Origin of the sequence: Rhizobium sp. WCS2018Hpa-16 (assembly GCF_031843705.1) — a bacterium.
Classification (GTDB): domain Bacteria; phylum Pseudomonadota; class Alphaproteobacteria; order Rhizobiales; family Rhizobiaceae; genus Agrobacterium; species Agrobacterium tumefaciens_C.
Genome location: NZ_JAVTIX010000003.1, coordinates 408,069 through 430,672, shown reverse-complemented (window position 1 = coordinate 430,672; position 22,604 = coordinate 408,069). Strand labels below are relative to the sequence as shown.

Genomic DNA, 22,604 nt, shown 5'->3' with positions numbered 1-22,604 from the left:
TTGCCAAGGTCGCATTCTCACAACCATGTCCTGCATCGCTTCTGCCTTTTGCACCAAGCCGTCTGATGACGAACGACGACAACCCGCTGTGGTTCCGATCAATCCGGAACGGCTAATCGATTGAAGTGTTCGACGCCCGTATGAATCTGTCGTTTTACAACATTGAATCCCGGTTCAAGGCTTGGCACTCCCTTCGATATTACCATAACTACGTCCAGAATTTTAAAATCAACGAATTAGGGTGGGGACATGCCAGACAAAACCAACTCCGCGACGGGCAAAACATCTGTGACAGATCAGGAGGCTCTGGACTTCCACTCGCAGGGCAGACCGGGAAAGCTGGAGATAACGCCTACCAAACCGATGGCGACCCAACGTGACCTTTCGCTCGCCTATTCTCCGGGCGTCGCGGTTCCCGTCAAGGCAATCGCTGAAAACCCCGATCTGGCCTATGATTATACGACACGCGGAAACATGGTCGCCGTTATTTCCAACGGAACCGCTATCCTGGGTCTTGGTAATCTGGGCGCGCTAGCCTCAAAGCCTGTAATGGAAGGCAAGTCGGTTCTGTTCAAGCGCTTCGCAGATGTCGATTCTATCGATCTCGAGGTCGATACGGAAAACGCCGACGAATTCATCAACTGCGTGCGCTATCTGGGCCCGTCATTCGGCGGCATCAATCTGGAAGATATCAAGGCGCCGGAATGTTTCATCATTGAAAGCCGCCTGCGCGAAATCATGGATATTCCCGTTTTCCACGATGACCAGCATGGCACGGCCATCATTGCAGCAGCCGGCCTTATCAACGCAATCGAACTGACGGGCCGCGATTTCAAGACCACGAAACTTGTCTGCAATGGCGCAGGCGCTGCAGCAATCGCATGTATGGACCTGATCAAGGCCATGGGTTTCAACCCTGCCAATATCACGCTCTGTGATACGAAGGGCGTAATCTATCAGGGTCGCACCGAGGGAATGAACCAGTGGAAATCCGCCCACGCCGCCAAAACTGACAGTCGCACGCTGGCTGAGGCCATGAAAGGCGCGGATGTCGTATTCGGTCTTTCCCAGAAGGGCGCCTTCAGCGAAGACATGATCCGGTCCATGGCGCCAAGGCCGATTATTTTCGCCATGGCCAACCCTGACCCTGAAATCACACCGGAAGAGGTTGCGCGGATCCGCGATGACGCCATCATGGCGACGGGGCGCTCAGATTACCCCAATCAGGTCAACAATGTTCTGGGCTTCCCCTATATCTTCCGCGGCGCGCTGGATGTGCGCGCCAGCCAGATCAACGATGCCATGAAGATCGCAGCCGCAAAGGCGCTGGCAGACCTTGCCCGCGAAGATGTGCCAGATGATGTGGCGGCAGCGTATCAGGGTGTGCGCCCGCGCTTCGGGGCCCAATACATCATTCCTGTTCCATTCGACCCGCGCCTGATCTCGGCAATTCCTGTTGCCGTGGCGCGTGCCGCCATGGAAACGGGCGTCGCCCGCAAGGGAATAGCCGATCTTGACGCCTACGCTCGTGAGCTTTCCGCTCGCCGCGATCCCATGGCGTCGACAACCCAGCGGCTCTATGAACGTGTCCGCCGTTCGCCCAAGCGAGTGGTTTTTGCCGAGGCCGAAGAAGAGCAGGTCATGCGTGCGGCCATCTCCTTCACGGCGCAGGGTCTCGGCACGGCAATCCTTCTTGGCCGTGATGATATCATACGGGCAAATGCCGAACGCGCGGGCATCGATCTCGACCGGCCGACCATCAAGATCACCAATGCACGCCTGTCCGAGCGGGTCGATGTGTACATTGATTATCTCTACGCGCGCTTGCAGCGCCAAGGTTACCTGCTTCGGGACGTCCAGCGCCTCGTTCACAATGACCGCAACCATTTCGCGGCCTGCATGGTGGCGATGGGCGACGCCGATGCCATGGTCACCGGCACGACGCGCAACTATTCCACCGCGCTTGAAGATGTGCGCCGTTGCATCAATACCAAGCCCGGCCACCGCGTGATCGGGGTTTCGCTGGTCGTTTCGCGAAATCGCACCGTCTTTGTCGCGGACACAGCCGTTCACGACATGCCGTCAGCGGAAGATCTGGCCGATATCGCCGTAGAGGCCGCTGGCCTTGCCCGCCGTTTCGGTTACGAGCCGCGTGTCGCCATGCTGGCCTATTCCACCTTCGGACATCCGCTCGGTGAGCGCTCGGAGAAGGTCCGCGAAGCTGTTCGGATTCTCGACAAGCGCAACGTCAATTTCGAAGTCGATGGCGAAATGGCCGCGGACGTGGCCCTGAATTATCAGAAAATGCAGAGCCAGTACCCCTTCTCCGGCCTTTCGGGCCCGGCTAACGTCCTCGTCATGCCTGCCATTCACTCGGCCTCCATATCGACCAAAATGTTGCAGGAACTCGGTGGTGCAACGGTTATCGGCCCCCTTCTCGTAGGGCTCGACAAATCCGTGCAGATCACGGCGATGGGCGCAAAAGACAGCGATATCGTCAACATGGCTGCCATCGCGGCCTATAATGCTGGCTAATAAACATGGCGCCCCCTCAAACCGGGGCGCCATCTTCTGCCCACGCACCATCCAAATATTATTCTGGAGTGCGGCGCTGCTTCATGGTTCCGCCACATAGTTCGGATTTGACACCGCAATCAGCCCGGCGCACTAGATTGCCACGTGGCATCAAGACGGACAGGGCATGCACATATATGAGAAACAGGCAGGCACAAGAACAACCGTGAAAGTAGCCGGGACACCGAAACGCCTGTTCAACGCCCTCGCCGAAAATCCAAACGCAGTCATTGCGCTTTTTGGTGCATATTTTCTGCTCCAGATCGTCATACGCCAGTTTACCCCTGCCACATTGCGGGTAGACGAGGCTCAGCAGGTGCTTTTTGCGCAATGGCTTGCTCTCGGCTACGATGCCCAGCCTCCCCTGTACAACTGGTATCAGCAGGGAATCTCCGCGCTGTTCGGCATGTCGATGTGGACGATTGCCTTTGCGAAAAACCTCATTCTGTTCCTGACCTTCGCCGTTTACATAAAGACCGCTGAACTGGTGCTCGAAAACAAGCGCTTCGTGGTCGTTTCCGCTCTCGCGCTTTTCATCATCCCGCAGGTCTTCTGGCAGGCGCAGCGCGATCTGACGCACACTGCAATGCTGATGCTGACCTTCGTGTCGCTGATTTATTGCAGCATCAGACTGATAAAGCGCCCCACCGTTGCCGGTTACGTTCTTGTTGGGGTGATCGCGGGCCTTGGAATGCTCTCGAAATACAATTTCGCCTTGGCTCTACCTGCTCTGCTGGCCGCTGTTTGGTTTCACCCACAGGGTCGTGAACGTCTGCTGGACAAGCGCTTCGCGCTGACCGTACTCGCAAGTGTGCTTGTATGTCTGCCCCATCTTTTCTGGTTGATGGATAACCTTGTTTTTGCCTCAGAAGTCACCCTGAAGCGGATGGCTGAAGACGCGCCCGAAAGCCGCTTTTTGCAGATCGCTCGCGGCCTTGCCCGCTTCATCTCAGGCTCGCTGGTCATCATCGCCATACCAGCATTGCTGCTTTGGCTCGGGACGCGCGCGGAAAAGAAGCTTCCAAAACAGGCACAAAGTGTCTGGCTTCGCTTTTTCCTCCACTATTTCATTGCCATAGCCGCATTGATGACGATCGTCATCTTGATGACGACGATGACCGAGCTGCGGGACAGGTGGCTGCTACCGTTGCTGATACCTGCGCCCATTCTGGCGGCACTTTATCTTGAGCGTTACCTTGCTGACCCCCAGCGTTTCGTTGCCAGGTTCTTGCGAATTCCCCTCATAGCGATGGCAATTATTCCCGTCGCATTGCTCATAGCGCACCCCCTGATGGCGGCGCTGGGGCGCACCTCCAATTCAAACTACGACTGGAAAGCTTTCGAGCGTCAGATCGTCGATACCGAAAAACTCTCTCCATCCGTCATCGTGACGCCCAACTGGCCGGCGGGGGGAAATCTGCGCTTTGTTTTCAGCGATGTGCCTGTCGCGACCACAACCTATGACGACTACGATCCGCCATTCACGATTTCCGATGAGCATCCGGCGCTTCTCGTTTGGGTGGGCGACGACAACCAACTTTCGCCACTCTCGACATGGATCGAGGAGCAGTTGAAGGCCAAGGTCAGGGTTGTGCCGATTTCGAGCCTCGATTTGCCTTTCTATTACCCAGTGAAAGACAAGACGATGCGGTTCAAATATGCCGTGGTTCGGCCTTCCGATATCGAGCGATAGGCAAAGTCTCACTGCATTACGCTTGTCGCTCTGTCGACAGTTTGCATTTAACTTGCTATCTCCATCCTATCAACTCTCGGGATGCTTGGATGAACTCTTCAGAAAAATGCGATGTTCTCGTCATCGGCACGGGCATCATCGGTGCCATGTCGGCTTTGTATCTGCAGAATGCGGGCAAGAGCGTCACGTTTCTTGAACGTGGCGAGATTGCGCGAGGCGCAAGCGCAGGCAATGCGGGAATCCTCGCTTTCCCGGAGATTATTCCGATCCCCGCACCCGGCATCATGAGAAAAGCGCCGAAGTGGCTGATCGATCCCCTCGGTCCGCTGAGCGTACCGCCTGCTTATGCATTGAAAATCATGCCCTGGCTCTGGCGCTTTTGGCAGGCCAGTTCGCCGCGCAAATTCCAGCATGGCCTTGCTGTCCAGAAAAACGTGATGCGCCTGGCTGCCAGCGAAATGCAGGCAGTGGCCGCGATGCCCGAACTGGCCCATCACATCACCAATACCGGTACGCTGGATCTCTACGATACAAAGGCAAGCTTTGATGCGGCCCAAAAAGATTGGGACGAGAAAGAACGCGCCGGGATTTCCTTCTCCCGGATTGGCAGAGCAGACATTGATCGCCTGCAATCGGGTCTCGCGCCGCAATTTCAGCATGCCGTGTTTACACCGGCAGGTTTGCAGGTTGGCGATCCCTATGAGTTTACGAAGTCGATTGCCGATCTGGTCATCTCGCGTGGTGCTGCCCTTCGCAAAGGTGAGGCCGTTCGCGTGGAGACCATCGGCGAAAGCACGATTGTAACGCTTTCCAACGGTGAGAAACTTGCCGCAGACAAGGTCGTGATCGCGTGCGGCGCATGGTCCAAACCTCTTGCCGCGTCCCTAGGAAATCCGGTGCCGCTGGAAACCGAGCGTGGCTACAACACCACGCTTCCAGCGGGTTCGTTCAACCTCACGCGCCAGATCTATTTTAACGACCATGCATTCGTTGTCACGCCGCTTTCTTCCGGCATCCGCGTTGGCGGTGCCGTGGAGTTGGGCGGCCTAGAACTCCCCGCAAACTTCCGTCGCTCCGAGGCGATGCTGAAAAAGGCCGGGAAATTCCTGCCGGGTTTGAAAACCGAGGGCGGTCAACAGTGGATGGGCTTCCGGCCATCCATGCCCGATTGCCTTCCCGTTATCGGCACATCCCGTGCTAGCAGTTCCGTCATCTATGCCTTCGGCCACGGTCATCTGGGGCTAACGCAGTCTGCGGCCACGGCAAAGCTTGTGACCGAACTTGCAACAGGCGTGGAAACATCCATCTCCATCGACCCATTCCGCGCAAGTCGCTTTGCCTGAACAAACACAAAAAGGCCCGCTCTCCGAACGGGCCTTTCATAGGTTTTGATTATCAGAACGGTGAGTCCGGGAAGTAGAAGCTCTCGGCATTTTCCTTCGTCACGAGTGTCGCGTCCAGGATATAGGTTCCGCGAACAGGAACCTGATCATAGAAGTTGGCGGCGGTGAGCTGCATCGCAGTCGCCACCATGGCTGGCGGATAAAGAACGTCGACGGGGATCATCTTGTCGCCATCCATGACTTTCTTGATCATATCCTTGGAACCGGCACCGGCAACGACATACTGAATGTCCGTGCGCTTTGCCTGTTCGATGGCCTGCAACACGCCAACCGCCATATCGTCGTCCTGGCACCAGACAACATCGATCTTCGGATACTTGGTCAAATAATCCTGCATGACCTTGAAGGCATCATCGCGGTTCCAGTTGCCGAACTGGCGCTCAAGAATTTTCACCTTCGAACCGGCAATACCCTTGTCGAATCCATCCTGACGCTGCTGGTCGATCGGAATCGGCAAGCCCCTGATGACAACGACCTGCGCTTCAGGTGTAGTATCTGCGATGTACTTGCCTGCGACTTCGCCCAAAGCCGGGTTGTTGCCAGCAACATAGAGATCACGAACCGTATCGTCATTCACGCTTGGCGCACGGTCTACCAGTGCCACGAATTTTCCGTTGTCCTTCACCTGCTTGATGGCGTTGACCAGTGGATCAGGATCGGATGGCAGGATGACCAAGGCATCGATGCCCTGCGTCTCCAGATCCTGCACCGCATTTGCCTGGGTTGCAGCATCAGGCGATGTCTTGACGATGACATTCAGGCCGGGATGCTCCGCCATCAAAAGTTTCGCAACGCGCTCGGCATGGTAGACCACGCCAGACGTCCAGCCATGGTCGGCGGCTGGAATGGAAACACCGATCGTCACTTTCTTGTCCTGCGCCTGCGCGCCGCCTGCAAGCGCCAAGAGCGCAACAGTCACTCCCAATAGTCTTTTTCGCATGTGTCTTCCTCCCAAACAATTAAAGGTCTTGGTTTCATCACCCGGGCGACCCGTAGACCCGGTAACTCTATGATCGCCTCATCAGCGATCGTTGTACGAGCATCGCGATGATGATGATCGCGCCCTGGATTGCGCCGATCAGATATTCGCTGATGAAGTTCGAAAGCAGCATGATGTTGCCGACAAGTTCCAGAATGAACGCACCGCAGATGGTACCCCAAACCCGGCCCGCGCCGCCCTTCAACGCCGTGCCGCCAACCACAACGGCGGTGATGGCCTGCAATTCCCACATCATGCCCGTAGTTGCAGAGGTGGAGCCAAGGCGTGGCACGTAAAGCAGTACCGCAATCGCCACGCATAGGCCCTGAATGACAAAAGCAATCGTACGGACGCGGTTGACGGAAACGCCGGAATATTTGGCGACATCCCGGTTAGAGCCAACCGCCGTTACGTGGCGTCCATAGCGAGTGCGATAAAGAATGAAAGCTGCGATGGCCGTCACAATCAGGATGACCAGAATGGGAATCGGCATGCCGAGAAATGATCCGAAATAGACGGGTCGGTACATGGCTTGGACCTGTGGATCGCGAAGCGTGATCGCCCCACCCTGCGATAGCCAGGTCGTCAAACCACGAAAGACACCCATTGTGCCCAGCGTAGCGATAAAGGGCTCGATCCTGCCGACTGTTGTGATCAACCCGTTCGCAAGCCCGCATAGCGAACCGGCCACCAGTGTAAACACAACCGCCAGCACCAGCATCAGTGCCGGATCAGAGACTGCGCCGGAGTTCATCAAAAGGATCATAAGACTGGCAACGAATGCAACCATCGAGCCGACCGACAAGTCCAGATCACCTGCGGAAATCACGAATGTAGCGCCCACCGCAATGATCGCGATGAATGCGCTTCTCGTCGCCACATTGGCAAGATTGTTGATGCTGATGAAATTCGGATTGACCATGGCACCGACAATCAACAGCAAGAACAACGCGACGAAAGGGGCAACAGCCCGCAGGTCTATATCGCGAAGCGACCTTTTCGCCAGATTCTCCTTGCCGTCTTCACTCTCACTCATACCCAAAACAGACCTCCCGCCCTGTAATACCGCCGCTACGCTGCTGCCTTAGATTTCAGACCCGCAGCATAACGCATGATTTCGCGCTCGTTGATTTCATCGCCTTCCAGCATCCCGACGATGCGGCCTTCGCGCATGACCGCAACACGGGTGCACAAGCCTATGACCTCCTGCATTTCCGACGATACGACAACGACCGAATGGCCATCCCGCGCCAAAGCAGAAATGAAATGGTAGATTTGCTGTTTCGTGCCCACGTCGATGCCACGCGTCGGCTCATCGATAATGATGATTTTCGGCTCAGTCTCCATCACCTTGGCAAGCAACAGCTTCTGCTGGTTGCCGCCCGACATGCGCCCGACGACCACCCTGCCATCGCGCACGCGAATATCGAAGCGCCGCCGCGCCCGCTCCAGCGATTTCGCTTCACTGGATGCGCTGAGATAGCCAAACTTGCCGTGCCGCTCCAGAGATTGCAGGGTAAGATTCAGCGCCATCCCCGCATTCAGTAGCAACCCCTTGGATTTTCGGTCCTTGGTCATATAGGCAAGTCCGGCATCAATGGACGCGTGCAAATCATGCGGCGGCAGGACCTTGTCGTTGACGATGACCTCGCCCGACGAACGACCCCGCAGGCCAACGATGGCTTCGGCGAGTTCGGTCCGACCAGATCCGATGAGCCCTGAAAAACCGATGATTTCGCCGCGTCGAAGCTCAAAACTCGCATCCTGCACGTAGCGCGTGGATAATCCGGTGACGCTGAGGACCAACTTTTCATCAACGTCAGGCTCGCGCTTGGCCGGATAGAGGCTGGCGAGTTCACGACCCACCATCAACTGGGCAATCGCTTCACCATCCAGCATGGATGTGGGTGCTGTCTTGACCCAGTGGCCATCGCGCAGAACCGTGACACGGTCTGTCAACTCCATCACCTCATCCAGCTTATGGGACACGAACACGAAGCTTGTGCCCTTGTCGCGCAATTTGCGGACCTGCTGAAAGAGGTAATTGGTTTCATCCCGAGACAAGACCGCCGTCGGTTCATCCATGAAGACGATGCGTGCATCTCGGCTAATGGCCTTGGCAATCTCAACCATTTGCTTTTCGGCGACTGACAGCGTGCCAATAAGCGCGTTCTCATCAACATGGCACCCGAGCTGATCGAGAACTCTGCGGGTTGAAAAACGCATGGCCTTGCGATCCAGCACGCCGAACCGCGTCAGCTCCCGCCCGAGAAACAGGCTTTCGCTTACCGTCAGGTGTTCGGCCAGATTGAATTCCTGGTGAATGATGACGATGCCGAGAGCTTCGGCAAGCCCATTGGCTGGAAGCTTTATGGGGGCGCCATCCAGCAAGATTTCACCGCTGCTTGGCTGCTCAAAACCTGAGAGAACCTTTACGAGCGTCGATTTCCCGGCACCGTTTTCACCCATCAGGGCGTGGATTTCGCCGGCCTTCAAGTCAAAATTGACACTGAAAAGCACCTGTACACCGTTAAATGATTTTGAAATCCGACGCGCAGACAGCACTATAGCGCCGCCTTCGGACATGTCCTCACCCATGATTTCCTCCAGACGTCTCCCTCGTCTAGAGGCTGATGTAAACCTTTACACAGATGATGTAAAGGTTTACATTGGCGTCATTCCACAGAATTGGCGTAATCTGCTTTGACGCATCGCCCTGTCTGTGTAGTGTCCCGGCACGCACATATCCGAGGCCTTCCTTGTCCACTTCCTCACCCGCCACAATCGAAGACGTTGCCAGAATTGCGGAGGTTTCCATCGCGACCGTTTCGCGCGCGATCCACAATCCTGAAAAAGTCGCGACTTCAACGCGATTGAAGGTCAATCAGGCCATCGCCGTGACCGGCTACACGACAAATGCCATGGCGCGCAGCCTGCGGCTGGGTCGCTCCAACATGATCCTTGTTGTCGCACCCGATATTGGCGATCCGAATTTTTCCAACATTCTCGTCGGGCTTGAGAATGAAGCGCGGTCGCACGGTTACGGCGTCCTGATCGGCCACACGCAGAACGATGCTCAACGCGGGTTGGAATATCTGAAGTTTCTCAACTCGAACCAAGCGGCCGGTTTAATCCTGTTCACCGGCATTCTGCCCTTTGGACATCAGGCCATGACAGCAAGGCTACCGCCAAGCGTCGGGGTGTTCGAACCGATCTATAATGGCGGCATTCCCTATGTGGGCGTGGATGACACGGCCGGTGCGCGCAAGGTGATAGATATGCTGATTGCCGAGGGGCATAAGCAAATTGCCTTCATCGGCGATTCCCGCGTCCGTCTCGCCTATGCCAGACGCCGAAAGGGATATGATGAGGGTTTGAATGCCGCTGGCCTGACGCCGAACCCGGCCATGATTGTCGAAGGCGATGGCACGCTGGAAAGCGGACGGTTGGCTATCGAGCAACTTTTCATGCGCGATACGCTACCGACGGCTTTCATGTGCGTGAATGATCAGACCGCAATCGGTGTCATGATCGGCCTCACAGCGCGTGGCTATGATATTCCCAATGACTTTTCCGTCACCGGCTTCGACGACATTCCCCAAGCGGTCTTCATGAACCCTGCCCTGACAACCATCCGCCAGCCGAGAACATCCATTGGCAAACACGCCATGGCACTGTTGCTAGACCTGCTTGGCGGGCAAAAAGCAGATCAGCCTGAGATACTGCTGACGCCGGACCTCATTGTTCGCAATTCTGTTGCTGCGCCCGCCAGACGATGGGCCCAGAAATAACAAACCTGGAAGCGCGGCTTCGGTTTTAGTTCGCGTCGCGGCGCGCTGGCTCGGCCTGCTGGCAGGCAGCCCATAGCAGCTGGGACTGAACCGCTGCCTGAAATTCCATAACTTCATGGCGCATGGCAAGCTCGTCATAACCAAGATTGGTGAGACGTGCGGCAAGCGCCCGGCACTCATCCCGCCAGAAACGGTTTGCCTCTTCGCCGTGGGTAACCTGAAGGGCCTGAACACATCGCTTGATGTCTGCGACGCGGTTTTTGGCAGGAAACGCAATTACTTCTGAACGCTTTGTCACACGCACACCTTACATCTTCGGGAATCACTCCCCTATCTTTACCCGTGACATAGTTAACGAAGTCTACAGACGCACTTCTGCAGCGAAGAACGTCCGCGACCACACAGCACATGGATGAAGGCGATGGGGACCAGTGCAATTTAATGCTTTCTCAACCCTGAGACCCGAAACGCAGGCGTCAAACGCTGAAGAATGGCGAAAGAGAACAAATTCGGGAAAATTTTACCAACAAAGATTACCAAAGTTTCATGCTGCACGCATTAAGGGAAGTATAACTTTGTTGAAATGGCACGCATTTCGTAATAATATCAGGTGAAAAGAAGGCTAGAAAAATGCATTTCTCTACAGGGAGGCAATGCTTAGCGGAGGAGAATAATATGTACGCCCCGCGCGTTTTCATCAGCATGATGTGCGCCTTGCTGGTTTTCGCTGTTGCGACGTACGTTATTCATGGCTCATTCTTCACTACCCTTATCCAGACATTGATCTGTCTTGTCATCATTCAGGTCGGATACTTCATCGGCGTTGTCGTTCTTGTCGCGAAAGAAAAACGCCGAATGAACGCAAGCTTCGGCTTCAAGAAAGATGTTCCGCCAGCGTTGGATAAGTCCGTTGCTGAAAGCATTACGGTTGTGCCGACCCACAGCCCGAAGCTGAGTGATCTCTGAGCTTCCATCTTTCGCCCATACCCTGGAAATTTTTGCAGGTGCGAAATAACGCTTGGACCTCCATACGCCTGACATTTTTTGCGTTAAATACATTGGTAACGCAAAGACGCAGGAGTTTTTATGGCCGGGGACTTGCAATCGATCTGTGTGATTATCGCTGCGAAGAACGCATCAGACACAATCACGACCGCGATCAAATCTGCCCTTAGAGAGCCTGAAGTCGCTGAGGTCGTCGTCATCGACGACGGTTCGACCGACGCAACATCTGCCATTGCCCAGTCCTGCGATGATGGAACAGGCCGGCTGAAAGTAGAACGCTTCGAGGTCAATCGCGGCCCCTCCGCTGCACGCAATCATGCCATCCAAGTCTCAACAGCCCCTCTAATCAGCATTCTTGATGCTGACGATTTCTTTTTCGCCGGTCGCTTTGCGGCAATGCTGGAGCATGATGACTGGGATCTGGTGGCGGATAACATCGCCTTCATCAAGCAATCGGTCGCAGGCGCTGCCTCCATGGTTCCAGAGACATTCGCGCCCGAAACCCATTTCCTGAAGCTAGCCGAATTCATCGAGGGCAATATTTCCAAGCGCGGCGTTGAGCGCGGTGAGACCGGATTTCTCAAGCCCGTCATCCGCCGCTCGTTTCTCGAAACACATGGCTTGCGGTATGATGAAGCTCTTCGCCTTGGCGAAGATTACGAGTTATATGTCAGGGCGCTCGCCTGCGGAGCACGATACAAGGTGATCCGCAATTGTGGCTATGGCGCCATCGTGCGTGGAGATTCGCTGAGCGGACGTCACCGGACCGAAGATTTGCGCCAACTTTACGAGGCGGATCGAAAAATACTCGCTGAGTACCCATTGGCCCCTGATGAAAAACGCGCTCTTGAGCAGCACGAGCGGCATATTCGCGAGAAATTCGAGCTTCGTGACTTTCTGGATGCCAAGGCGAGAAATGGTCTGGGCGGAGCCTTGTCGCACACTCTGAACCGGGTATCGGCAGCGCCGGCGATTGCGCAGGGTCTATGGCGTGACAAAACTGCGCGTCTCCGCAAAAAGCCCGTTGAAGTGGCAGATATCCGGTATCTGCTGAGGGCAACGCCGCTCAACCATTGAGGCGAGCGGCGTCTTTCGCGTTTAGAAATAGTCCCGCTTGATCGTTTCCAGCACAGCCTGAAAGCGCTCTTTGCGCTCTTCCAGCCGTCCATCAGGGCTAAGTCGGGGCTCGGCACGGCTTGCTTGCCACAAGGCCAGAGTTGAAGGCGCGGCAAGAACTTGCTTTGCCAGCTTTTTCACCGAGAACTGTTCTGTCTGCGGACGCACCAGCACGTCGCCGTCATGGTGTTGGGACGATTGCTCTACGACCTCTGGCGGTGGTGGCGGCGGGAAGCTCATGCCCCAGAATTTCGAACCCTTCTTGGCTGCTTCGGCACGGGTCGAAACAGGCACGTAGCGCGGCTCGTATTTGGTGCCCACGCTGCCAGCCCAATCGCTCCACTTGAAGCTGTTGATCGAGGTTGATGTGCTGACCGCAACCCATGGCACGCGAAACGCATCTGCCAGAATTGCTCCGTGCATGGACTCGGCAACGATGAATTCCGACTGTGCAATGTGCTTGATAACCGCCTTGGCCTCGCCACGCGGATCAAGATAGGTGAGCCCCGCAGGTTCGCAGACTGTTTCCCACATGCCGAATTCAGCCGATTCCCAATGGGGAATAAACGTCTTCTTGTGCAGCTTGGGCAGATTTTTGAAGTCCGGCATCTCGGTTACCATCACCGCCGGGTCTACAATCCCCATTTCAGCTGGCAATCCTAGCTTTGCGGCGGTCATTTCACCGCGCACACAACGAATATCCCACAATTCCTTGTTGGAAATATCCGGCACGGCACCGTAACCATAACCGCTGCCGATGATAAGTTTACGCTGAGCGGGTGGGAAAAGAACATCGTTCAGAACGGTACCGACGCCGACCAGCAACACATCCGGGTGGACATCACGCAGGCCCGGCAGAAGGAAATCCCAAAGCCAGAGGTTAAGGTCATCGCCAAAATTGCCGTGATGCGATTCCCAGTGATATGGTTTCATGGACTACTCCTGAATGAAAATATGGTTGGCAGGACAGCTCATTTAGGGCGGGCAAATTTGCCAGTTCCCAGTTCGAGCGCTGCCCGCAAAATAGCCGGGTCTCGCATCATCCATTTAAACAACAGGCCGAGCTCGGGTGCTTTGCGCTGCTTCAATTTGCCTGCCTGGCTCCAGAGCGCCTGCTTGCGCGCCGTGTTTTTATAGGATGCAATGGATGCAACATCGGCAGGACGCTTTGCAAAACGGCCCTGTAACGTGTCCAGCGCCACCCAGGTGTTGAACTGCTGGCGCAGGAACTCCGGCGAGGTATTGTCGATGCTGTGGAAAATGTTCACGCCCATACCGCGCATCGCGCCCGCATCATCGCACAGAAGCGTGCGCTTGGACGCCATGATGCAATCGCAGAAAAACAGAACGTCTTCCGCCGCCAACCGCAAGATCGGATCGAAACGGATCTTCTCGAACAATGGCCGGCCGATGACCATGCAGGAGAGATGCAGGAAGCTCCAGTTACGCAGCATGACGCTGGCCAGATCCGGCAGTTCGATCACCTTGGGCGATTCGGAAAGCCGGGTCGCGTCCTCGTTTTTCTCCAGCTCGGAAATCGCGAAGTGGTAATAAAACTCGTCGCTCGCCTGCATCGATGCCCAGTAGCACTCGCCACTGAAGGTTTCGAGGCTGTAGGCGGCATTTTTCAGGTGGTCAGGTATCCAGATATCGTCCGAATCAAGAAACGCGACATAGGACGTCTCAGCCGGAACATGATCCAACCCCGTATTGCGTGCACCGCCGGGTCCCCCATTGGCCTGCTTGACAACCTTGATGCGATCTTGCTGCTCTTGGCTCAGAGCGGCAATTTCATTTTCAATCGGATAGGGCGATTCGTCGTCAACGATGACGAGATCGAAATCCTGAACAGTCTGCGCAAAAACTGATGCCAATGCACGACCAAGAACGCCATGCTGCTTTTGATAATAAGGAATAACGACTGTAAATTTCGCCATTGTTTCGCCCCTTGTGTTGATCAAGAAGTGTCGGGCCCGATAATAAGCGGCCCCGATGAGTGGCTAGTCCCCCGCCAGCGTCCACCCCGCTGGCCTCCAAACGAATAGGATGCACGTATGCCCCCAGCTCCGAGCGTCAAGACGATTACCACGAATGTCGGTTGGAGCGTACTGTCAAAAACAGGCACATTCGGGCTTAAGTTTGTCACGGTACCAATTCTCGCCCGATTGCTGACACCGGAAGAATTCGGCGTTGTGGCCGTGGGCCTGACTGTTGTGCAGTTTCTGACCATGATTGCGGGCGCTGGACTGACCTCCGCGCTGATTGTGGAAAAAGAAGAAGACATGGATACGATCCACACCGTCTTCTGGGCAAATCTCGCGATTTCCTGCACCATGGCCGCAATCCTCTACTTTGGCGCGGAATTCTTCGGAGAGCTGCTAGGGGCTGTCGAAAGCGCGTATCTTCTGCGAATCATGGCGTTTCTTATCCCCATCCAACTGGCGGGCGATGTGGCCTACTCGCTGCTGGCAAGGCGCATGAATTTCAGCAAAGACGCCCTCTGGAGTATGTTGTCTGAGAGCATCGCAGCTGTTGTCGCTGTCATCCTCGCCTTGGCCGGTTACGGGGTCTGGGCGCTCATCATCCAGTTGTTCGCGGCGGCCTTCATCCGGCTGGTCGGTCTCTATGCCGTATCGCACTATCGTCCACGCTTCGTCATGAAGCCGAAGCGCCTCGTTCCGCTGTTGGGGTTCAGTTCGGGCCTGATGGGTTCGGAAATCGCCAACTTCGTCACCTTTCAGTCGCCGATGGTCGTGATCGCCCGACATCTGGGCCTTGCCGATGCGGGCGCCTACTCGGCGTCCAATCGCTTCGCCAGCATTCCCAATCAGGTGGTGCTCTCTGCCGTTATGGGCGTGCTTTTCCCAGCCTTCAGCCGCATGATGGATGACAAACAGCGCCGTCGCGATGCGCTGATGTTTTCGACTCAGGTACTGACCGTTCTCTTGGCTCCCATGATGTTCGGTCTGTGGGCGATTGCTGAACCCGCCATGCTGGTCATTTTCGGTCCACAATGGGCCTATGCCTGGCCAGTCCTCGGTCTTCTTGCCTTGTCCAAGGCAATACTCACGCCTTGCAGCACGTTTATCCCCTACCTCAAGGGCGCAGGCTATGGCCGCGTTCTGTTCTGGTCGGCAACCATCCGTGCCGTCGTCACCACACTTGTGGTCTGGCTTGCCGCGACGTACGGAACGTTGAATGACACCATGGTGGCGCTGTGCATCGTCAACGGCATCACGCTATTCGCCTACTCATGGGCTGTGTTCAAGGCGAGCGAAATGCCGCTTCTCAAAGGCCTTTACATCAGCAGCCGGCCGATGGTGGCATCCTTCGTCATGGCGCTTGCGGTGCGGTACAGCCTGCATTTGTTCGAAGCGAGCCTGCCCCATGCTTACATGCAGGTTATCGTCGGTGCAGTGGTCGGTGGCGTTGTCTATGCCGCGCTGATTCTGTTGACCGAACGGGAGCTGTTGAAGAAGATTCTAGGCATGGTGAAAAACCGCAAATCTCAACCCGCCACACCGTAGCGGTGCCCTTTTTCGCCACAATCCGTCAGTCGTTTCGTCGGTAGATGCGATCACGTGACCATTTTTTGCGCTTCAATTTGTGCAATGCAGCATATTTTGGGGTAGCTGTTTCCACCCGTGATTTCATGGAAAAGATCTGCGCAAGTCTTTTTTTCAATTCAAAAACAGTAACTTGAGATCGCTTTCGATAACTAGGAGCCTCGCCTTCCAGAGATTCACCCCTCATATTTCGAGATGCATTTTTCTCGCATTGCCACATTTTACCCTCATGTAAAACCGAGACTCTATTGGTGGGCTTACGTTCGCTCTTGGTTGTCATGCGGTGATGGGAGACACCGCCCAATAAAGGGGAACTGATGTGACTTTTGATCAGAACCTGTCTTCCCGCATCAATCTGATGCGCATAGTTTTAATTTCAGGCATTGTTTTCGTACATGTGCCTCATAATCCTGAAACCAGCCCCTTCCTCGGGCTGTATGGTTTTTTTGACTGGTTGCGGGTTTTCCTGGGCGATGCGCTATTTCGCGTCGGTGTGCCATGTTTGAGTGCCATCTCTGGTTATCTTCTGTTCCGTCGAGGCATGAGTGCGTTCGACTACTCAGCGACTGTAAAATCAAAGGCTAAAACCGTTCTGCTGCCATTCCTGCTATGGAACGGCGCGCTGTTTCTGGCCGTGCTTTTGATGCAGCGCATTGGCATGGGTAACGGCTACTTCCCTGACTTGTGGAATGCCTCGACCCGCGAAATTCTCAGCCATGGGGCCGCGGTTGAAGAACTTCCGGTCAATGTGCCGCTCTATTTTCTCCGCGACCTGTTCGTTTGCATTCTGCTGGCACCGGTCCTGGCATTTTTCGTGCGGCGCTTTCCGATAGCGACGCTCGGCGTGCTTCTTGTTGTGACTGCCTGGCCAGATCTCACGCTCTATATCGTGCAGAAAAAGTCCATTCTTTTCAGCTTTTCCCTCGGCATCGCGCTTGCCTTGTACAAGGTTGATCTAAAAACACTCGATCCTTACGCGGTCATCATCACCGCAGGGCTTTTCCTGGCTACTGCTCTTCTTGCGACAGGGCTCTATTTTACCGGACCTGAATTCACGTTCGAACTGAACCTGCTGCGCAATCTGCTAGCGGTATTTGGTGCGGTTGGTTTGTGGGCGTCGTCCTCGCTCCTGATCCAGAGCCGTATCGGGCAACGCCTTGCCAATACCGGAAGTCTGAGCTTCTGGATTTTCTGCGCCCACTACCCGCTCCTCGTCATCATGTGGATGGTTTGGAATAGAAGCGGACCTGATTTTTATCCCGCATTCTATTTTGGGGCTGTCCTACTTTCCTTCGTGATCCTGATCATCACCAATGCGCAGGTTCGCTCGAGGCTGCCCTCACTCTACGGGGTGTTGACGGGAAGCCGCGGCAAGAAGCCGAAGCCACCAACAAACAATTCCGCAAACGTGAAAGCCGATCCTCGCGGGTCGGCCGTCACGACACCCGTTCCACAAAGACAAAGGTGAACCCATGTCCGCACGTCTTAGCAGCGTTCACTCGCGCTTGATCATATCAGCTCTTCTCCTGTCTGGCCTCGGCGTATCCGTTGCCACAGCACAGGAGAGCAATGGCAAGTCCTTCGTCGAGAATTTCGACAGCATGGACCGCTCCTTCTGGTACGTATCCGATGGCTGGAACAACGGCCCGCATCAGAACTGCACTTGGTCTAAAAAACTAGTGAAGTTCGAAGAGGGCAAGCTCCAGCTTGGCTTTCAGGAAGGCAAGGCTGGCGATCGTGAGTTTTCATGCGGTGAAATCCAGACCAAAGGTCGCTATCGCTACGGAACCTACGAAGCCCGCATCCAGACCGCGACGGGTTCGGGCCTGAACTCCGCCTTCTTCACCTATATCGGCCCGACCGATAAGAAGCCGCATGATGAAATCGACATGGAAGTGTTGGGCAAGAACACATCTCAGGTCCAGCTTAACCAATACATCTCTGCCAAGGGCGGCAACGAGAAGCTGATGGATGTGGCTGGCGGTGCGGACAAGGCGTTCAATGATTACGCCTTCGTCTGGGAGCCGACACGGCTACGCTATTTCTTGAACGGAAAGCTCATTCACGAGGTGACCGATCCTTCAAAAATTCCACAGAACCCGCAGAAAATTTTCTTCAGCCTGTGGGGCACCGATACGCTGAAAAGCTGGATGGGCAAGTTTGCCTATAGCGGCCCAACGATCATGTCGGTGGATCGTATGGCGTTTACGGCGCTTGGCGATAAGTGCCAGTTCCCGGAATCGGTCGCCTGCCTGTCAAACTGACGAAACAAGAATGCCGTTTGATCGTTGATGCCAACATATTGTCCCAGGACCTTTTCATGACGCAAATTCTTTACCTCGCCCACGACCTTGCCGACCCGGCCATACGCCGGCGCGTCATGACGTTGCAGGCGGGTGGGGCTCGTGTCAGCCTTGCAGGCTTTACGCGCGGCGAAAACAGGCTTGCGACTGTGGATGGAGTAAGACCGATAGTTCTGGGCGAGACGGCAGATGGGCGGTTTGCGCAGCGGATCGCTTCGATCATCAAATCAAGCGCATCATTGCGCGGTGCACTGAACGCTGTACCGAAACCCGATGTAATCATCGCCCGCAATCTCGAAATGCTGGCGCTGGCCCGGCGGGCCTCGGCCATTTTTGGGTCAGATGTACCTGTCGTCTATGAGTGCCTCGACATTCACCGCCTGCTGCTGAACGAAGGACCGGTGGGCAAGTTGGTGAACGCCGCCCAGCGTTACTTCGCCGGTAACGCGAAATTGCTGATCACCAGTTCACCAGCCTTCGTCAGCCAGTATTTCGCGCCTCGATCCGGCCTTCATCTGCCGGTGCTGCTGCAGGAAAACAAGGTTCTGATGCTGGATGCCGGAATGCAGACGCAGCCAGAACCGCGTGCGCCTAAAGCTGGGGAGCCATGGAAAATCGGCTGGTTCGGCGCTCTTCGCTGCCGCAAATCGCTGGAAATCCTCGCGGATTTTGCCAAGCGCATGGATGGCAAGGTCGAAATCATTTTGCGCGGCCGTCCGGCTTATTCAGAGTTCGATGATTTCGATGGCTTTGTCGCGAAAGCGCCGCATCTCAGCTTTCAGGGTGCTTACAAAAACCCGGAGGATCTGGCCGCGATCTATAGTGAGGTGCAGTTCACCTGGGCCATCGACTTCTTCGAGGAAGGGCAGAACTCAAGCTGGTTGCTGCCCAACAGGCTCTATGAAGGCTGCCTCTATGGCACGCTGCCTATTGCCGTTGACGGCACTGAAACGGCCAATTTTCTGAAGACAAAAAACATCGGCCATGTGCTGGATATTGCCGATGCAACGACACTACAAGCGTTTTTCGAGAGCCTGGGAGAGCAAGCTTATCTCGAAAAATTCCGAGATCTTGCCGCGATCGACCCTAAATACTGGGTGACCGATCATCAGGATTGTATCCAGCTCGTTCACAAACTCGCCTCCCTGGCTGCGCCGCACAATGGCCGCGCCTTGGAAGCCAAGCTTTCAACAGTTTGACGGGGGTCAAAGTCATGAAGTCGCAACCTGTTCCAGACATCAAAACTCTCGTCGTCATCCCGTGCCTCAATGAGGCCAAGACGATCGATGATCTGCTGCTGAAGTTCGCCAGCACTCTCAACCACGCTGGCGACCGCGTCATCGTGGCCGATGGTGGAAGCACGGACGGAACCCGCGATATCGTGGCAGCTTTTTCACGGCAAGACCCTCGCGTCATCTTGCTGGCCAATCCGAAGCGGATCCAGAGTGCTGGCATTAACCTCGCCGTCGAGATGTTCGGGGAAGGTTACGACTATCTCATTCGCATCGACGCCCACGGCGACTACCCGGATGATTATTGCCAGCGACTGATCGAGGATGCTGTCAAAACCGGGGCAGATTCGGTTGTCGTCGGCATGGAAACAGTCGGCCATGGCACGTTCCAGAAAGCCACGGCCATGGCGCAGAACTCCAAACTAGGCAATGGCGGTTCCAAACATCGTGACGGTGCGAAAGGTCATTGGATCGATCACGGACATCACGCGTTGATACGCATATCTGCTTTCACCGCAGTGGGTGGATATGACGAAACGTTCAGCCACAATGAGGATGCGGAGCTGGATTACCGCTTGAGAAAGGCTGGCTTCAGGATCTGGATGACAGACAAGACGCGCATGACCTATTATCCTCGGTCCAATGTCAGGCCGTTGTTCAAACAATATATGGCCTATGGTCGCGGACGAGCTAAAAACCTGCTGAAACACAAGTCCTCGCCGAAAATCCGTCAGATGATTCCGCTTGCCGTGATGCCCGTAGCAGTCTTTGCATTGCTTGGTGTGTTCCACTGGGCCGCGATCATCCCACTCTGCCTTTGGATTGCCGCATGCGCTGGCTACGGGTTGTGGATGGCAATTGCACAGAAAAATCCATACGGTCCGCTTGTGGCGTTTGCAGCCATGGTCATGCATTTCGCATGGTCAACCGGCTTCTGGATTGAGCTTGCTGGCTCTGTCACCACACCTGCGCCCGTGGCGGGAAAGGCCGTATCATGACAGATACCCTGCCCGTGCCTACACCTCTTAAAATCGATATCGGCATCTGTACCTACCGCAGGCCCGCTGTCGTCGCGACGTTGACATCCTTGTTTGAGCTCGATGTTCCCGCGGGCGTTACCGTGCGGCTGATCGTGGCCGACAACGACGCAGAGCCCAGTGCCAAAGCCACAATCGACAATCTGCGGGCGGTCTCGCCCTTAGATATCATCTATGTTCACTGCCCGAAATCGAACATCTCAATTGCCCGAAATGCTTGCCTTTCCGCTTGCGAAGCGGATTACCTTGCCTTCATCGATGACGACGAGACCGCTCCAAGGGAGTGGATCTCAGAGCTGCTGAAAACCGCGCGGGAAACGAGCGCTGAGGCTGTGCTTGGTCCGGTGACCGCGATCTACAAGACAACGGTTCCGGGCTGGATGCGCAAGGGTGATTTTCATTCCACCTTTCCGGTCTGGGTCAAGGGTGACATCATCACCGGCTATACATGCAACACGCTGCTGAAAATGAGTGCACCTTCTGTATCAGGTCGACGCTTCGCCCTCTCCCTGGGGCAGAGCGGCGGCGAAGACACGCATTTCTTCTCGCACATGCACGCCGATGGCGGTCGCATTGCTTACGCTGAAAAGGCGGTTCTTTCCGAACCTGTGCCGGATACCCGCGCAAGCTTCAAATGGCTTGCCAAAAGGCGCTTCCGCTCTGGCCAGACCCATGGGCGCCTGCTGGCCGAAAGTAAGCCGGGGCTTCGACGCGTTCCACAAGCCACCACGGCAGGAGCCAAGGCTGTGGCATGCGCTGGCCTGGCGCTGCTTGCCATTTTTGATCCGGTTCGCCGTAACCGGCAACTGCTGCGTGTGGCGCTGCATCTCGGCTCGGTCAGCGGAGCAGTTGGTGTCAAGGAAATTCGCCAGTACGGCACAGTGGAGGCGACATGACGGAAGCCTCGATACAACCCGATGTTACATTCGTAATCGCAGCCTATAATTCGGCCGCGACAATTGTCCCGGCTGTTCAGAGCGCGCTGGATCAGGCGCTGGTTACTCTGGAAGTTATCGTGGTGGACGACAAGTCCAGCGACGCAACCCGCGAAATCGTCAACGCATTCACGATGAACGATCCACGCGTGCGCCTGATTGCGCTGGACGAGAATGTCGGCCCCGGCGGTGCGCGCAACGCCGGGATAGAGGCGGCAACAGGCAGATGGATTGCGGTGCTGGATTCCGATGACGTGATCCTTCCCGCACGCACTTCCAGAATGATCGCGCGGGCCGAGCAGACGGGAGCAACAATTGCGGTCGATAACCTCAATGTTGTTTACACGGATGGTCGGCCAACCGAGACGATGTTCGAAGAGGCGTTTTTACAGCAACGCGGGACGCTGACGCTTGAAGATTTCATTGCGTCCAACATCCTGTTTCGCTCGACGTTCAATTTCGGCTACATGAAACCGATGTTTCTGCGCGAATTTCTGAACGCGGAGGGCCTGCGCTTTCGGACTGATCTTCGCATTGGTGAGGACTATCTGCTGCTTGCATCCGCGCTCGCTGCTGGCGGTTCATGCGCCATCGAGCCTACGGCGGGTTATGTGTATAACATCCGCGAGGGTTCCATTTCGCGCGTCCTCGAGCTCCACCACGTAGATGCCATGATGTCGGCAGATGCGGACTTTCTGGAACGCTACACGCTCTCACCCGAAGCGACAAAGGCGCAGACCCTGCGCACGCGAAGCCTAGTGGAGGCACGGAATTTTCTGCTGCTGGTTTCCGGCATCAAACGCCGGTCAATCGGTGATGTTCTGAAGATTGCTGCACGCAATCCTGCGACGCTGCGCCATCTGCGCATGCCTGTAGAGGTGCGGTTGAAAAAACTTCGCGACTCGATCTTCTCATCACGCGCTCACAGGGCCGGCAAAAGGCAGCCTTCTTGAGTACGCGCACAACACAT

19 protein-coding genes are annotated in these 22,604 nt (G+C 55.6%); 13 read left to right on the top strand and 6 right to left on the bottom strand.

All coding sequences use genetic code 11. The features are described from left to right. Positions 1-249 precede the first annotated feature (249 nt). The 3 genes from RQI55_RS13145 to RQI55_RS13135 all read left to right on the top strand — a co-directional run bounded on the left by RQI55_RS13145 (position 250) and on the right by RQI55_RS13135 (position 5,610). The gene (locus RQI55_RS13145) at positions 250-2,535 is read left to right on the top strand and encodes an NADP-dependent malic enzyme (RefSeq protein ID WP_311272778.1); all 2,286 of its coding nucleotides are present in this window, start codon (positions 250-252) and stop codon (positions 2,533-2,535) included. A 205-nt stretch (positions 2,536-2,740) separates the two neighbouring features. Beyond that, positions 2,741-4,267 (top strand): glycosyltransferase family 39 protein, encoded by a 1,527-nt coding sequence (locus RQI55_RS13140; protein WP_311272777.1) that lies wholly within the window; start codon positions 2,741-2,743, stop codon positions 4,265-4,267. An 89-nt stretch (positions 4,268-4,356) separates the two neighbouring features. After that, complete coding sequence (locus RQI55_RS13135) at positions 4,357-5,610, top strand: FAD-binding oxidoreductase (protein WP_311272776.1); 1,254 nt, start codon at positions 4,357-4,359, stop codon at positions 5,608-5,610. 52 nt (positions 5,611-5,662) lie between these two features. On the opposite strand, the gene RQI55_RS13130 is transcribed toward RQI55_RS13135, so the two are convergent. The 3 genes from RQI55_RS13130 to RQI55_RS13120 all read right to left on the bottom strand — a co-directional run bounded on the left by RQI55_RS13130 (position 5,663) and on the right by RQI55_RS13120 (position 9,247). After that, positions 5,663-6,610, bottom strand: coding sequence for a substrate-binding domain-containing protein (locus RQI55_RS13130; protein ID WP_243257289.1), 948 nt, complete (start codon positions 6,608-6,610; stop codon positions 5,663-5,665). A gap of 67 nt (positions 6,611-6,677) precedes the next feature. After that, positions 6,678-7,685, bottom strand: a complete 1,008-nt coding sequence (locus RQI55_RS13125; RefSeq protein WP_311272908.1) for an ABC transporter permease — start codon at positions 7,683-7,685, stop codon at positions 6,678-6,680. Between the two features lie 35 nt (positions 7,686-7,720). Further along, positions 7,721-9,247, bottom strand: coding sequence for a sugar ABC transporter ATP-binding protein (locus RQI55_RS13120; RefSeq protein WP_311272775.1), 1,527 nt, complete (start codon positions 9,245-9,247; stop codon positions 7,721-7,723). A gap of 161 nt (positions 9,248-9,408) precedes the next feature. Here RQI55_RS13120 and RQI55_RS13115 point away from each other — a divergent pair, with 161 nt between their 5' ends. Next, positions 9,409-10,440: a LacI family DNA-binding transcriptional regulator gene (locus RQI55_RS13115; RefSeq protein WP_311272774.1), complete on the top strand. Its 1,032-nt coding sequence runs from the start codon at positions 9,409-9,411 to the stop codon at positions 10,438-10,440. A gap of 25 nt (positions 10,441-10,465) precedes the next feature. On the opposite strand, the gene RQI55_RS13110 is transcribed toward RQI55_RS13115, so the two are convergent. Further along, complete coding sequence (locus tag RQI55_RS13110; RefSeq protein WP_311272773.1) at positions 10,466-10,738, bottom strand: DUF6074 family protein; 273 nt, start codon at positions 10,736-10,738, stop codon at positions 10,466-10,468. 377 nt (positions 10,739-11,115) lie between these two features. Between RQI55_RS13110 and RQI55_RS13105 the strand changes: the two genes are divergently transcribed. Together RQI55_RS13105 and RQI55_RS13100 are read left to right on the top strand one after the other, a co-directional pair. Next, on the top strand, positions 11,116-11,406 hold the full coding sequence (locus tag RQI55_RS13105) for an exopolysaccharide production repressor protein (protein WP_311272772.1): 291 nt from the start codon (positions 11,116-11,118) through the stop codon (positions 11,404-11,406). A gap of 120 nt (positions 11,407-11,526) precedes the next feature. Further along, positions 11,527-12,522, top strand: coding sequence for a glycosyltransferase family 2 protein (locus RQI55_RS13100; protein ID WP_311272771.1), 996 nt, complete (start codon positions 11,527-11,529; stop codon positions 12,520-12,522). A 21-nt stretch (positions 12,523-12,543) separates the two neighbouring features. On the opposite strand, the gene RQI55_RS13095 is transcribed toward RQI55_RS13100, so the two are convergent. After that, on the bottom strand, positions 12,544-13,494 hold the full coding sequence (locus tag RQI55_RS13095; protein WP_192064671.1) for a polysaccharide pyruvyl transferase family protein: 951 nt from the start codon (positions 13,492-13,494) through the stop codon (positions 12,544-12,546). A gap of 38 nt (positions 13,495-13,532) precedes the next feature. After that, positions 13,533-14,498, bottom strand: coding sequence for a glycosyltransferase family A protein (locus RQI55_RS13090; RefSeq protein ID WP_311272770.1), 966 nt, complete (start codon positions 14,496-14,498; stop codon positions 13,533-13,535). Between the two features lie 117 nt (positions 14,499-14,615). Between RQI55_RS13090 and RQI55_RS13085 the strand changes: the two genes are divergently transcribed. From RQI55_RS13085 to RQI55_RS13055, 7 genes are all read left to right on the top strand, one after another. Beyond that, positions 14,616-16,088 carry a lipopolysaccharide biosynthesis protein gene (locus RQI55_RS13085; RefSeq protein WP_311272769.1) on the top strand — a complete coding sequence of 491 codons (1,473 nt, stop codon included), beginning with the start codon at positions 14,616-14,618 and terminating at the stop codon, positions 16,086-16,088. A gap of 358 nt (positions 16,089-16,446) precedes the next feature. Then, positions 16,447-17,595, top strand: a complete 1,149-nt coding sequence (locus tag RQI55_RS13080) for an acyltransferase (RefSeq protein ID WP_311272768.1) — start codon at positions 16,447-16,449, stop codon at positions 17,593-17,595. A gap of 4 nt (positions 17,596-17,599) precedes the next feature. Next, complete coding sequence (locus tag RQI55_RS13075; protein WP_311272767.1) at positions 17,600-18,391, top strand: glycoside hydrolase family 16 protein; 792 nt, start codon at positions 17,600-17,602, stop codon at positions 18,389-18,391. Between the two features lie 56 nt (positions 18,392-18,447). After that, positions 18,448-19,629 carry a glycosyltransferase gene (locus RQI55_RS13070; protein ID WP_311272766.1) on the top strand — a complete coding sequence of 394 codons (1,182 nt, stop codon included), beginning with the start codon at positions 18,448-18,450 and terminating at the stop codon, positions 19,627-19,629. A gap of 14 nt (positions 19,630-19,643) precedes the next feature. Next, positions 19,644-20,660, top strand: a complete 1,017-nt coding sequence (locus RQI55_RS13065) for a glycosyltransferase family 2 protein (protein ID WP_311272765.1) — start codon at positions 19,644-19,646, stop codon at positions 20,658-20,660. After that, positions 20,657-21,595, top strand: coding sequence for a glycosyltransferase family 2 protein (locus RQI55_RS13060; protein WP_311272764.1), 939 nt, complete (start codon positions 20,657-20,659; stop codon positions 21,593-21,595). The genes RQI55_RS13065 and RQI55_RS13060 overlap by 4 nt, the downstream gene beginning before the upstream one ends. Further along, the gene (locus tag RQI55_RS13055; RefSeq protein WP_311272763.1) at positions 21,592-22,587 is read left to right on the top strand and encodes a glycosyltransferase family 2 protein; all 996 of its coding nucleotides are present in this window, start codon (positions 21,592-21,594) and stop codon (positions 22,585-22,587) included. The genes RQI55_RS13060 and RQI55_RS13055 overlap by 4 nt, the downstream gene beginning before the upstream one ends. The last annotated feature ends 17 nt before the right edge of the window (positions 22,588-22,604 follow it).

Bases quoted from the DNA above. Each gene is read 5' to 3' on its own strand.
- RQI55_RS13090 (WP_311272770.1), bottom strand. From the start codon at position 14,498: ATGGCGAAATTTACAGTCGTTATTCCTTATTATCAAAAGCAGCATGGC.
- RQI55_RS13085 (WP_311272769.1), top strand. From the start codon at position 14,616: ATGCCCCCAGCTCCGAGCGTCAAGACGATTACCACGAATGTCGGTTGG.
- RQI55_RS13095 (WP_192064671.1), bottom strand. From the start codon at position 13,494: ATGAAACCATATCACTGGGAATCGCATCACGGCAATTTTGGCGATGAC.
- RQI55_RS13105 (WP_311272772.1), top strand. From the start codon at position 11,116: ATGTACGCCCCGCGCGTTTTCATCAGCATGATGTGCGCCTTGCTGGTT.
- RQI55_RS13070 (WP_311272766.1), top strand. From the start codon at position 18,448: ATGACGCAAATTCTTTACCTCGCCCACGACCTTGCCGACCCGGCCATA.
- RQI55_RS13145 (WP_311272778.1), top strand. From the start codon at position 250: ATGCCAGACAAAACCAACTCCGCGACGGGCAAAACATCTGTGACAGAT.
- RQI55_RS13055 (WP_311272763.1), top strand. From the start codon at position 21,592: ATGACGGAAGCCTCGATACAACCCGATGTTACATTCGTAATCGCAGCC.
- RQI55_RS13120 (WP_311272775.1), bottom strand. From the start codon at position 9,247: ATGGGTGAGGACATGTCCGAAGGCGGCGCTATAGTGCTGTCTGCGCGT.
- RQI55_RS13060 (WP_311272764.1), top strand. From the start codon at position 20,657: ATGACAGATACCCTGCCCGTGCCTACACCTCTTAAAATCGATATCGGC.
- RQI55_RS13135 (WP_311272776.1), top strand. From the start codon at position 4,357: ATGAACTCTTCAGAAAAATGCGATGTTCTCGTCATCGGCACGGGCATC.
- RQI55_RS13130 (WP_243257289.1), bottom strand. From the start codon at position 6,610: ATGCGAAAAAGACTATTGGGAGTGACTGTTGCGCTCTTGGCGCTTGCA.
- RQI55_RS13100 (WP_311272771.1), top strand. From the start codon at position 11,527: ATGGCCGGGGACTTGCAATCGATCTGTGTGATTATCGCTGCGAAGAAC.
- RQI55_RS13075 (WP_311272767.1), top strand. From the start codon at position 17,600: ATGTCCGCACGTCTTAGCAGCGTTCACTCGCGCTTGATCATATCAGCT.
- RQI55_RS13065 (WP_311272765.1), top strand. From the start codon at position 19,644: ATGAAGTCGCAACCTGTTCCAGACATCAAAACTCTCGTCGTCATCCCG.
- RQI55_RS13125 (WP_311272908.1), bottom strand. From the start codon at position 7,685: ATGAGTGAGAGTGAAGACGGCAAGGAGAATCTGGCGAAAAGGTCGCTT.